The sequence below is a fragment of the Mycobacterium asiaticum genome (assembly GCF_001668675.1).
Taxonomy (GTDB): domain Bacteria; phylum Actinomycetota; class Actinomycetes; order Mycobacteriales; family Mycobacteriaceae; genus Mycobacterium; species Mycobacterium asiaticum_D.
In genome coordinates this window covers 22275-34345 of record NZ_LZKQ01000048.1, presented here as the reverse complement: position 1 = coordinate 34345, position 12071 = coordinate 22275, and the positions used below count along the sequence as shown (strand labels likewise).

At 67.2% G+C, this 12071-nt stretch carries 7 protein-coding genes and 1 riboswitch; of the genes, 5 read left to right on the top strand and 2 right to left on the bottom strand.

All coding sequences use genetic code 11. The annotated features are described in order from the left end of the window. Together A9X01_RS04790 and A9X01_RS04785 are read left to right on the top strand one after the other, a co-directional pair. The coding region (locus A9X01_RS04790) for a type I polyketide synthase (protein ID WP_065119551.1) at positions 1-2229 on the top strand (2229 nt) is incomplete at its 5' end. Positions 2230-2392: 163 nt separating this feature from the next. Then, the gene (locus tag A9X01_RS04785) at positions 2393-3454 is read left to right on the top strand and encodes a type III polyketide synthase (protein WP_065119550.1); all 1062 of its coding nucleotides are present in this window, start codon (positions 2393-2395) and stop codon (positions 3452-3454) included. Between the two features lie 67 nt (positions 3455-3521). Here the strand turns inward: A9X01_RS04785 and A9X01_RS04780 are convergent, their stop codons facing one another. Together A9X01_RS04780 and A9X01_RS04775 are read right to left on the bottom strand one after the other, a co-directional pair. Continuing rightward, positions 3522-4802 (bottom strand): cytochrome P450, encoded by a 1281-nt coding sequence (locus tag A9X01_RS04780; protein WP_155771932.1) that lies wholly within the window; start codon positions 4800-4802, stop codon positions 3522-3524. A gap of 5 nt (positions 4803-4807) precedes the next feature. Beyond that, the gene (locus tag A9X01_RS04775; protein WP_065119563.1) at positions 4808-6574 is read right to left on the bottom strand and encodes an ABC-F family ATP-binding cassette domain-containing protein; all 1767 of its coding nucleotides are present in this window, start codon (positions 6572-6574) and stop codon (positions 4808-4810) included. Between the two features lie 46 nt (positions 6575-6620). Beyond that, positions 6621-6799: riboswitch (cobalamin riboswitch) on the top strand. A 78-nt stretch (positions 6800-6877) separates the two neighbouring features. Here A9X01_RS04775 and A9X01_RS04770 point away from each other — a divergent pair. From A9X01_RS04770 to A9X01_RS04760, 3 genes are all read left to right on the top strand, one after another. Further along, positions 6878-8563, top strand: a complete 1686-nt coding sequence (locus tag A9X01_RS04770) for a PPE family protein (RefSeq protein WP_065119548.1) — start codon at positions 6878-6880, stop codon at positions 8561-8563. 104 nt (positions 8564-8667) lie between these two features. After that, on the top strand, positions 8668-8955 hold the full coding sequence (locus A9X01_RS04765; RefSeq protein WP_065119547.1) for a CDGP domain-containing protein: 288 nt from the start codon (positions 8668-8670) through the stop codon (positions 8953-8955). A gap of 126 nt (positions 8956-9081) precedes the next feature. After that, complete coding sequence (locus tag A9X01_RS04760; protein WP_155771930.1) at positions 9082-12069, top strand: acyl-CoA synthetase; 2988 nt, start codon at positions 9082-9084, stop codon at positions 12067-12069. The last annotated feature ends 2 nt before the right edge of the window (positions 12070-12071 follow it).

The following is a 12071-nucleotide window of genomic DNA, read 5'->3' as shown; positions in this document are numbered from 1 at the left end:
GACGTCATTCGGCGTGCGCTGGGCAGTGCGGGTCTGGCCAGTGAGGACATCGCCTATGTCGAAGCCCACGGCACCGGCACGGCGATCGGCGATCCGACCGAGGCCAAAGCGCTGGGGGAGATCTTCGGTGAGCGGCGAAGCGAGCCGGTACGGATCGGGTCGGTCAAGACCAACATCGGCCACACCGGCGCGGCCGCCGGAGTCGCAGGCCTGATCAAAACGGTGTTGGCGATCGAAAAGGGTTTGCTGCCGGCCAGTCTCAACTACGCTGCGGCGCCGCCCGGCACCGATCTGCCGCGCCTGGGGTTACAGGTCAATACCACCCAGACCACTTGGCCCAACTATTTGCGGCGGGCGGGAGTTTCGTCATTCGGCATGGGCGGAACCAACACGCACCTGATCCTGGACCGCGCACCGAAAGCGGCAGTGCCCGCGTCGGATAGCCGCGTACCGGTGCCGTGGGTACTGTCGGCCCGTTCCACCACGGCGCTGCGGAATCAGGTCGAGCGATTAGTCGCCTGGGTCAGCGAGGACAGCGATTTGGGTGCGGTCAACGTCGGGTGGTCCCTGGCGACGACGAGGACGACGTTCCCGCATCGGGCAGTGGTGGTGGGCACCGGTCGGGTCGAGCTGCTTGAGCGTCTGCGCGAACTGACTGTCGCCGAACCCGGCGCGCGGGTGGGCAGAGTCGCCCTTGTCTTTCCGGGACAGGGTTCACAGTACCTGGGCATGGGACAGCATCTGTACGAACGATTTTCGGTCTTCGCGCGGGCGTTCGACGATGTGGCCGCAGAACTGGACCGGCACCTGCGGTTGCCGATCCGTGAGGTGATATGGGGTCGGGACGCGGCGCTGCTGGAAAGTACGGAATTCGCCCAACCGGCATTGTTCGCCGTGGAGGTGGCCCTGGCGGCGCTGCTCGGGTCGTGGGGTGTGGTGGCCGAGGTCGTGCTGGGCCATTCGGTAGGGGAGATCGCGGCCGCACACGTGGCTGGGGTGCTGACGTTGCGTGACGCCGCACGGTTGGTGGCGGTACGGGGGGCGTTGATGGCCGCACTGCCGGCCGGGGGAGTGATGGTCGCGGTGTCGGCTGCTGAGGACGAGGTGGCACCGCTGCTGGCGGACGGAGCGGCCATCGCGGCGGTCAATGGGCCTGACGCGGTAGTGGTTTCGGGGCCCGGCGCCGCCGTAGCCGCCGTCGCCGATCGGTTGGTGGCTCGCGGTCGACGGGTGCATCGTTTGGCGGTTTCGCACGCGTTCCATTCGGCACTGATGGAGCCGATGCTGGCCGAGTTTTCCCGATCACTAACCGGCATCTCGACCGGTCCGCCGCGAATCCCGTTGCTGTCGAATGTCACTGGACAAGTCGCGGGCCCTGGGTACGGTTCCGCCGAGTACTGGACCGACCATGTCCGCAAGCCGGTACGGTTCGCGGACTGCCTCGACGTCGCTGAATCACTCAGCGCCAACGTGTTTGTAGAGCTGGGTCCGGCCGCCGGCCTGACCACCTCCGTCGCGCCGTTGAGCCGGGACCGTCCGGAAGTGGAATCCCTCCTCGACGCGGTTGCCGGGATGTTCACCGCCGGAGTAGCCGTCGACTGGCGCGGCGCGTTCGATGGTCTTCCCACCCAGCCGGTGGAACTGCCGACGTACGGATTCGACCGTCGCCGCTTCTGGGTGGGCGCCACCCCGCAGCCCAGCTCAGAGCATGACGCCGTGGCGCTGCCCGAGCGCCTGCGGCGAGCCGAACCCAAGGAACGGGAGCGGCAGCTGGTCGAGTTGGTTCGCCAGCACGCGGCGATCGTCCTGGGCCATGGCGGCGGCCATGACGTCGACCCGCAGCGCCCGTTCCAGGACCTGGGATTCGAGTCGATGACCGGCGTGGAATTGCGCAACCGCCTGATAGCAGCAACCGGCTTACCACTTTCGCGGACCCTCATCTTCGACTATCCCACTCCGGCGAAGTTAGCCGAACACCTGGGCCGGCAACTTTACGATGAGCCCCCGGGTGAATCCGGCGAGGAAGAAATACGGCGGTTGCTGAGCCACATTCCCATTGGCGAACTGCGCCGGGCCGGCTTGCTCGACAAACTGTTGCTGCTTGCAGGTCAGCCACAAGATGCCAGCTCAACGCCATTTTTGGCAGAGGACGCGATCGACACCCTGAGCCCGGAGGCGTTGATCGCGATGGCGCTCGACAGCGCCGAAAGGACAGACACAGAAAACTGAATTCTGGTTCCTTAAAACTTTTTTGGTGATGCTTAGCCCGGCAAATAAGACGAGTGTTGAATAGCGGGATTTTTTGCGGGACCGTCGACCGCCGATTAAACTCCCCTTTTGGGGAGTGTCTGTGCGGGGCGGACGGGCCAGCAGCAACTGAGAAGGCAGGGTCATGAGCGTCGTCGCGGGTGTTTTCGGTGCGTTGCCACCACATCGCTACCGTCAGAGTGAGATCACCGACCTGTTCGTCGAGTTCCCCGGGCTCAAGGAGCACGAAGAAATCGTGCGACGCCTGCACGCGGCCGCCAAGGTGAACAATCGCCATTTCGCCCTGCCGCTGGAGCAGTATCCGACACTCACCGACTTCGGCGACGCCAACGAGATCTTCATCGACAAGGCCGTCGAACTCGGCATCGAGGCGCTGCTGGGTGCGCTCGACGAGGCAGGTCTGCAGCCGCAGGACATCGACATGATCGCCACCACGACGGTCACCGGGGTTGCGGTGCCCTCGCTGGACGCCCGCATCGCCGGGCGCCTGGGGCTACGCCCGGATGTGCGGCGGATGCCGCTGTTCGGCCTCGGATGTGTCGCCGGCGCGGCGGGTGTGGCCCGGTTGCATGACTACCTGCGCGGCGCGCCCGACGACGTCGCCGTACTGATCTCCGTCGAGCTGTGCTCGTTGACTTACCCGGCGGTCAAGCCGACCGTGTCGGGTCTGGTCGGCACGGCCCTGTTTGGTGACGGCGCCGCCGCAGTGGTAGCCGTGGGCGACCGGCGCGCCGAACAACTGCGCGCGGCGGGCCCGGAGATCATCGACTCCCGGAGTCGGCTTTACCCCGATTCGTTGCACATCATGGGCTGGGACGTCGGATCCCACGGCCTGCAGTTGCGTCTCGCGCCCGAGCTGACCGACCTGATCGAGCAGTATCTGCCCGCCGATGTGGACGGATTCCTCGCCTCCCACGAACTCACCAGGGACGACATCGGTGCGTGGGTGAGTCACCCCGGCGGCCCCAAGGTGATCAACGCGATCACCGACAGCCTGGAACTGCCGCCGGAGGCGCTGGAGCTGACCTGGCGCTCCCTGGGCGAGATCGGGAACCTGTCGTCGTCGTCGGTGCTGCACATCCTGCGGGACACGATCGAAAAGCGCCCGCCCAGCGGCAGCCCGGGGTTGATGCTGGCGATGGGCCCGGGATTCTGCGCCGAATTGGTGCTGCTGCGCTGGCGCTGAGTAAGGGCGCTAAGTAAGGGGCGCGAGCAGACGCTAAAGCGCCCCAAAATCACCGATTTTGGGTGCTTTAGCGTCTGCTCGCGCAATCCACCTGGACCACCAAACCGGGGCGGGGGCTCAGCGCGGCGAAATTCGCGGCGCGAATCCGTTGCTGCGGCAACCGCAGCCGAGTCCTGGCGACCAGCCGGGCCAGCATCACCGTCATCTCGGTGGTCGCCATCACGGACCCGATGCACCGGTGCAGCCCACCGCTGAACGGAATGAACTCGTGCGGTGCCGGCTTGCGGTAGCCCGGTGCCGTCGGATCCCACCGCGATGGCAGGAATTCGGTTGGCTGCGGCCATAATTCGGGTATCCGGTGTGTCACGTAGGCGCTGAACACGATCATCCGTCCCGCGCGGATCCGGTGCCCGTCGAACGACAGATCACGCATCACCCGGCGCCCCGAGATGACGCCCGGCGGATACAACCGAAGCGTTTCGTGCACAACGCCGTTGAGGTAAGTCAGCTTCGCAATATCCCCGGCCGTCGGCGCCCGGTCAGCCAGCACGCGATCCACCTCCTCGGCGGCGGCGTCCCAGGCGCCGGGCAGCGTCAGCAACGTATACGCAGCCCAGGCCAGCGCGCCGCTGGTGGTTTCGAAACCGGCGGTGATCATCGAAACGATCTGGTCGCGAATCTCGTTGTCTTGCAGTATCTGACCCTCGTCGGAGCGACCGCTGAGCAGCACCGTCAGCATGTGGTCGTCCGGGCGGGGCCGGGCGCGGGCGTCGGCGATCTCGGCGTCCATCAGATCGTCGATTCGCTTGCGGGCATCCATCGCGCGGCGCCAGCCGGGGGAGTTCAACCGCCGCTGCATCCGCATCACTTGTGGCGGGCGGTGGGTCAGATCCAGCAGCGGTTGCAACTGCTCACCGAGAAAGTCCGAATGCGCGGCCATCCGGGAACCGAACAGGCTCTCGGCCGTACTACGTCGCACCGCCGACCGGAACTGCTGATACAGATCCAGACGTTGCCCGACCCGCCAGCCGTCGATCATCGCGTCGACGGTGTCCACCATGGTCTGCACGTATTCCTGAATCTGCCGGTGCCGCAACCCGGGAGCCACCACGCTGCGCCGTCGGCGGTGGTCCTCGCCATCGCTGACGATGAGCGCGGTGGGACCGTCGACGGGGGCCAGGGTGTCGAACGTCCCCCGCCAGCTGAAGGCGTCCGCGTTGGCGAACACGAACTTGTTCGCCTCGGCGCCCAGCAGATAGGCGAAGCCGTGCCGGCCGATGCCGGCATTGATCACCGGGCCACGCCGGCGGTACGCGGCGAGCAGCGCTTCCCCGGGCGGGTAGGTCACCGGCTTCATTCCAACTCCTCCGACAGGTCCAGCCAGCGGCCCTCCGTCACCGCGACCTCGTCTTCGAGGGACCGTAATTCACCTGTCAAGCGGGTGATGCCGACGTGGTCGGACTGATCGTGCTCGGCGAGTTCGGTGTGCTTGGCTGCGATCCGCTCCGCCAGGCGGGCCAGCTGCCGGTCGAGGGCGGCGAGCTCTTTTTCGGCGGCCCGGCGCTGCGCTCCCGACTTCGCCGCTGGCCGCGAGACCGCTTGCGGTGCAACCGAGTTGGAGCGGCTGGATAGCTGCAGGTACTCGTCGACGCCGCCGGGCAGATGTCGCAACCGGCCGTCCAGAATGGCGTACTGCTGATCGGTGACGCGCTCGAGCAGGTAACGGTCGTGGGACACGACGATCAGGGTGCCCGCCCACGAGTCGAGCAGGTCCTCGGTCGCGGTCAGCATGTCGGTGTCGACGTCATTGGTGGGCTCGTCGAGCAGCAGCACGTTGGGTTCGGACAACAGCGTGAGCATGAGCTGCAACCGCCTGCGCTGACCACCGGAGAGCTCACCGACGCGGGCGGAGAGCTGCCCGCGGGCAAACCCGAGCCGCTCCAGCAGCTGCGCCGGGGTGACCTCACGCCCCTCGACCTCATAGCCCCGCTGCAGCCGCCCGAGCACGTCGGCGATGCGTTCATCGGCCAGCGCGGTCAGTTCGTCCCCCTGCTGATCCAGCACCGCCAGGCGCACGGTCTTGCCGCGCTTGACGCGTCCGCTGTCGGGCTCGACGGTGCCGGCGATCAGCCCCAGCAGGGTGGACTTGCCGGCGCCGTTGGCCCCGACGATGCCGGTGCGCTCACCCGGCGCGATGCGCCACTCGACGTCGCGTAGCACCTGTCGCCCCTCGAACGAGACGGAGACGTCGAGCAGATCGATGACGTCCTTGCCCAGCCGGGCGGTGGCCAGCTTGGCCAGTTCCACGGTGTTACGCAGCGGCGGAACATCGGCGATCAGCTGATTGGCGGCCTCGATCCGGAACTTCGGCTTGGACGTGCGCGCCGGGGCGCCCCGGCGCAGCCAGGCCAGTTCCTTGCGCATCAGGTTCTGACGCTTCGCCTCGCTGGCAGCCGCTTGCCGGTCCCGCTCGACCCGCTGCAGCACATAGGCGGCGTACCCGCCTTCGAATGGCTCGACGATGCCGTCGTGCACTTCCCACGTGGTGTCGGCCACCTCGTCAAGGAACCAGCGATCGTGAGTCACCAGCAACAAGCCGCCGCTGTTGCGCGCCCAACGCTGCTTCAAGTGGCCGGCCAGCCAGGTGATGCCTTCGATGTCGAGATGGTTGGTGGGTTCATCGAGCGCGATCACATCCCACTCGCCGATCAGCAACCGCGCCAGCTGCACCCGTCGACGCTGGCCCCCACTCAACGTGGAAACCGTTGCGTGCCAGTCGATATCGGAAACCAGCCCGTCGACCACATCGCGCACCCGGGCATCGCCCGCCCACTGATGTTCGGGTTGGTCACCGACCAGCGTCCAGCCCACCGTATGGCTGGGATCGAGGTTGTCGGCCTGGCTCAGCGCGCTTACCTGCAGGCCGCTGCGCCGGGTCACCCGACCCGAGTCCGGCCGCAGCCGGCCGGTGAGAACGCCCAGCAGGCTGGACTTGCCGTCCCCGTTGCGGCCGACGATGCCGATGCGCGCGCCCTCGTTGACGCCCAGGGTGACCGACTCGAATACCACCCCGGTCGGATATGCCAGGTGTATCGCCTCGGCGCCGAGCAGGTGTGCCACCGGACTGACGCTACCGATCGCACTGAGCGAACCACTTACCGCCGGACCCGGCAAAGTGCAACAATGTCAGCCGTAAGGCAATGACGATGCAGGAAGCCGGTGCAAATCCGGCGCGGTCCCGCCACTGTCATCGGGGAGCGACCCTCAATAGCCACGGCGAAAGCTGGAAGGCGAGGCGAACGGCGATCCGAGAGCCAGGACACTCGCGTCATCGCATCCTGCGACCCGGGGCGGTGTACCCCGAGAGAGCTGATCGACGTCAATGTCACCCTTTGATCGGGTGGTCCACATCGTGGCCACCAGTTGACCGCCCCCATTTGGATGGCCGCACCGCCAGAGGTGCATTCAGCGCTGCTGAGCAGCGGCCCGGGACCGGGACCGCTGCTGACCGCCGCAGCGGCCTGGAACGCGTTGGCCACCGAATACGCCGAGGCGGCCCAAGAACTCACCGCCCTGTTGGCGTCGGTCGACGCCGGCGCCTGGGCAGGCCCGACGGCGCAGGCATACGTTGCCGCGCACGCGCCGTATCTGGCCTGGCTGACGCAGGCCGGTGCGGACAGCGCTGCCGTGGCCGCGCAACACGACGCTGCCGCGACCGCCTACACGACCGCGCTGGCCGCCATGCCCACCCTGCTTGAACTGGCCGCCAACCACGCCACGCACGCCGCGCTGACGGCGACGAATTTCTTCGGCATCAACACGATCCCGATCGCCCTCAACGAAGCCGACTACGTGCGGATGTGGATTCAGGCCGCCACCGTCATGAGCACGTATCAGCAGCTCGCTTCCGCGGCGTTGGCGGCGGTGCCGGCAAACATCGCGGCGCCGCAAATCGCGAAAGCCGATGCGCAACAGGTCGGTACCGCCGAAGCCACCCCGCTGCCGCCCGACCGGCAGAACGAGTTCATGCAGTGGCTGCAGGACATCGGGTTCGTCGACTTCTACGACGAGATCATCCAGCCGTTCATCACCTGGCTTTCCGAGCTGCCCTTTTTCCAGGCCCTGTTCTCCGGATTCGACCCTTACCTGGTCATCCTGGGTAACCCATTGACCTACTTCAGTCCGTTCAACATCGCGTTCGCCCTTGGCTATCCGATGGATATCGGCACCTACGTCCTGTTGCTGTCGCAGATGTTCTCGTTCGTCGCACTGGATCTGACGGCGGCCTTCGCGTCGGGGAATCCGGCGACGATCAGCTTCACCTTGTTGTTCGTCACGGTGGAAATCATCGGCACGGTGATCACCGATACCATCGCGCTGCTCAAGACGCTGCTCGAGCAGACACTGGTGCTGATCACCGTCCTGGTGCCGATGCTGACCGCGCCATTGGTACCGCTGACGGCGGGCGCGGTGCTGGGGCCGCTCGGCATCAAGGGTCTGGCGGCCTTGGTAGCGGTGCCGCCACCGCCACCGCCCGTCACACCGGCGACACCGCCATTGGCCGCGCTGGCTCCCAGCGTTCCGACGTCACCGTCGTCGCCGCAACCACCGGTCGAGGCGACGACGCCGTCGGCCACCGTGGACGCGCCACCTCCGCCGGCCACCGCACCGCCGCCGACGACCGGAACGGGCCTCGGATTGGGGCTCGGATTAGGGATGGAAAACCTCGGCTACATGGTGGGGGGCCTGAGCGCAGACGCCCGCCGGGCCACCGGCAGCGGCGCGCGCAAGAAGGCGCCCGAACCCGACACGGCAGCGGAGCCCGCACCCGCGGCGACACCGCAGGAGCCGGCCGGCTCACCGAAACGGCGGCGGGCGAAGGTCGTACAGCCCGGCCGCGGCTACGAATACATGGATTTGGACCCCGACATCGATGCGCCGGCCGCGTCGAATCAGCGCGCGGGCGCCCAGGGATTCACCGGTACCGCGCGGCGGCACACGGCGTCGGCGGCGGGATTGGCGACCGTGGCCGGCGACGACTTCGGCGGCAGCCCGCAAACACCCATGCTGCCGGGCACCTGGCCCACCGACCCCGCCGAAAGTCCCTGACAACAGGCCAAACGTACGGAATTCTGCCGCAAACCCAGCCAAGGCCGGCTACCTGAGCGGTAGCGTCATTCTGCGGCGACGTGGCCGCGTGATGGGAGACGACCATGAAGCGCTGCATCTCCGGAGGATTGGTCGCCATGCTGACGACCGCAGGACTGATCGCCGCGGCTCCGCCGGCCGGTGCCGGTTGCATTTATGGGGGACTCGCGACCATCAGCCGTTGCGATGGTCCGGTGGAACCGGACGGGACCTGGCAACGTTGCGTGGTGTTCGACACGCCGAGCACCGGCCCGACGTATCGAGCACCCGACCGACGCTGCGACACGATGGGTCCTGACCTGCACCCTTGGGGTTTCGCATTCAATGACCCGCCGACGCACATCGATGATTGAGGCCTACTGAAGCCTGAGACCGTCGGCGCTGCACGTGGGAAAATTGTGACCCAGACCACCCGCTGGGGCGGATGTGCCATGATTGCCACGCTGGTCAAGGCCCAACTGAGGGAGCGTTGAGGAGCCGTGGTGGATCTCAATTTGTCGATGGTCACGCGACCGGTCGGGCGACTGGTGGCCACCGCTCAGAATGGACTCGAGGTCCTGCGACTGGGGGGACTGGAAACCGGGAGCGTGCCGTCGCCGTCGCAGATCGTGGAAAGCGTGCCGATGTACAAGCTTCGGCGCTACTTCCCGCCCGACAACCGGCCCGGGCAGGCACCGGTGGGCCCCCCGGTGCTGATGGTGCATCCCATGATGATGTCGGCGGACATGTGGGACGTCACGCGTGAGGACGGCGCCGTGGGCATCCTGCACGCGAGCGGACTGGACTGCTGGGTGATCGATTTCGGCTCACCCGACAAAGTCGAGGGCGGCATGCGCCGCAACCTGGCCGATCACATCGTCGCATTGAGCCAGGCCATCGACACCGTCAAGGACACCACCGGGCAGGACGTGCACCTGGTCGGCTATTCCCAGGGCGGCATGTGGAGCTACCAGGTCGCCGCCTACCGGCGCTCGAAGAACCTCGCCAGCATCGTGGCGTTCGGTTCGCCGGTGGACACGCTGGCCGCTTTGCCGATGGGCATCCCGGCCAACTTCGGCGCCGACGCCGCCAACTTCATGGCCGACCATGTTTTCAATCGGCTCAACATCCCAAGTTGGATGGCGCGCACCGGTTTTCAGATGATGGATCCGCTCAAGACCGCGAAGGCCCGCGTCGATTTCGTGCGTCAGCTGCACGACCGCGAGGCGCTGTTGCCCCGCGAGCAGCAGCGCAGGTTCCTCGAGCGCGAAGGCTGGATCGCCTGGTCCGGCCCGGCCATCTCCGAACTGCTCAAGCAGTTCATCGCCCACAACCGGATGATGACCGGCGGTTTCGCCATCAACGGGCAGCTGGTGACGCTCACCGACATCACCTGCCCCATCCTGGCGTTCGTCGGCGAGGTGGACGACATCGGGCAGCCGGCCTCGGTGCGCGGCATCCGGCGTGCGGCGCCCAATACCGATGTCTACGAATGCCTCATCCGCACAGGGCATTTCGGCCTCGTCGTCGGATCCAAGGCCGCTCAACAGAGCTGGCCCACGGTCGCTCAGTGGGTGCGGTGGATCTCCAGCGGCGGCGACAAACCGGCCAGTATCAATGTCATGGTCGAGCAGCCGGCCGAACACACCGACAGCGGTGTGGCGTTCAGTTCGCGTGTCGCGCACGGGATCGGTGAGGTCTCCGAGGCCGCCCTGGCCATCGCCCGCGGTGCGGCCGACGCCGTCGTCGCAGCCAACAAATCGGTGCGCACCCTGGCCGTCGAAACCGTCCGGACGCTGCCGCGGCTGGCGCGGCTCGGACAACTCAACGACCACACCCGAATTTCATTGGGCCGCATCATCGATGAGCAGGCGCGTGATGCACCGCAGGGTGAGTTCCTGTTGTTCGACGGCCGCGTGCACACCTACGAGGCCGTCAACCGCCGGATCAACAACGTGGTCCGCGGACTGATCGAGGTCGGGGTACGCCAGGGCGATCGGGTGGGCCTGCTGATGGAGACCCGGCCCAGCGCGCTGGTGGCCATCGCAGCCCTGTCCCGGCTCGGTGGCGTGGCCGTATTGATGCGCCACGACGCCGATTTGGCCGCCCAGGTCCGGCTGGGCGGGGTCAGTGAAATCCTGACCGACCCGGCCAACCTCGAGGTCGCCCGACAGTTGCCGGGCCAGATCCTGGTGCTGGGCGGCGGGGAGACCCGCGATCTGCATCTGCCTGACGACGCGGACGTCATCGACATGGAACAGATCGATCCCGACGCAGTGCAGCTGCCCGCCTGGTACCGGCCTAATCCGGGGTTCGCGCGGGACCTGGCGTTCATCGCGTTCAATACGGCCGGCGGCGAATTGGTGGCCAAACAGATCACCAACTTCCGGTGGGCGCTGTCCGCGTTCGGCACGGCGTCCACGGCCGCGCTGGACCGCAGGGACACCGTGTACTGCCTGACGCCGCTGCACCATGAGTCGGCACTGCTGGTCAGCCTGGGCGGGGCGGTCGTCGGCGGCACCCGCATCGCGCTCTCGCGGGGCCTGCGTCCGGATCGGTTCGTCGCCGAGGTGCGCCAGTACGGCGTGACAGTGGTGTCCTACACCTGGGCAATGCTCCGCGACGTGGTCGACGACCCGGACTTCGCGTTGCACGGCAACCACCCGGTGCGGTTGTTCATCGGTTCCGGTATGCCGACCGGGTTGTGGGAGCGGGTGGAAGACGCGTTCGCCCCCGCCCACGTCGTCGAATTCTTCGCCACCACGGACGGACAAGCCGTGCTGGCCAACGTGTCCGCCACCAAGGTCGGGTCCAAGGGGCGTCCGCTGCCGGGCGCCGGCCGCGTCGAACTCGGCGCCTACGACGCCGAGCACGACCTGATCCTGGAGGACGACGACGGGTTCGTGCAGGTTGCCGAGACCAATCAGATCGGCGTGCTGCTGGCCCAGTCCCGCGGCCCGATCGACCCGACCGCATCGGTCAAGCGCGGTGTGTTCGCCCCCGCCGACACCTGGATCTCCACCGAGTACCTGTTCTACCGCGACGCGGACGGTGACTTCTGGCTGGCCGGCCGGCGCGGAGCGGTGATCCGCACCGCACGCGGCATGGTGTACGCCGAGCTCGTCGTCGACGCGCTGGGCTGCGTCGGCGCGGTCGATCTCGCGGTGACCTACGGGGTGTCGGTCGGGGACCGGCAGCTGGCGATATCGGCCGTGACGCTGCGCCCCGGTGCCAGCGTCACCGCCGCCGACCTGACCGAAGCGATGGCCGCCATGCCGGTGGGGCTCGGCCCCGACATCGTGCACGTCGTGCCGGAGCTGACGCTGAGCGCGACCTTCCGTCCAACGGTCAGCGCGCTACGGGCGGCCGGGGTACCGAAGTCCGGACGGCAGGCCTGGTATTTCGACGCCGCCGGCAAGGAATTCCGCAAGCTGACGCCCGCGGCCCGCACCCAGCTGAGCGGCAAGAAAGCGACCAAGGATGCTTGACG

Bases quoted from the DNA above. Each gene is read 5' to 3' on its own strand.
- A9X01_RS04785 (WP_065119550.1), top strand. From the start codon at position 2,393: ATGAGCGTCGTCGCGGGTGTTTTCGGTGCGTTGCCACCACATCGCTAC.
- A9X01_RS04765 (WP_065119547.1), top strand. From the start codon at position 8,668: ATGAAGCGCTGCATCTCCGGAGGATTGGTCGCCATGCTGACGACCGCA.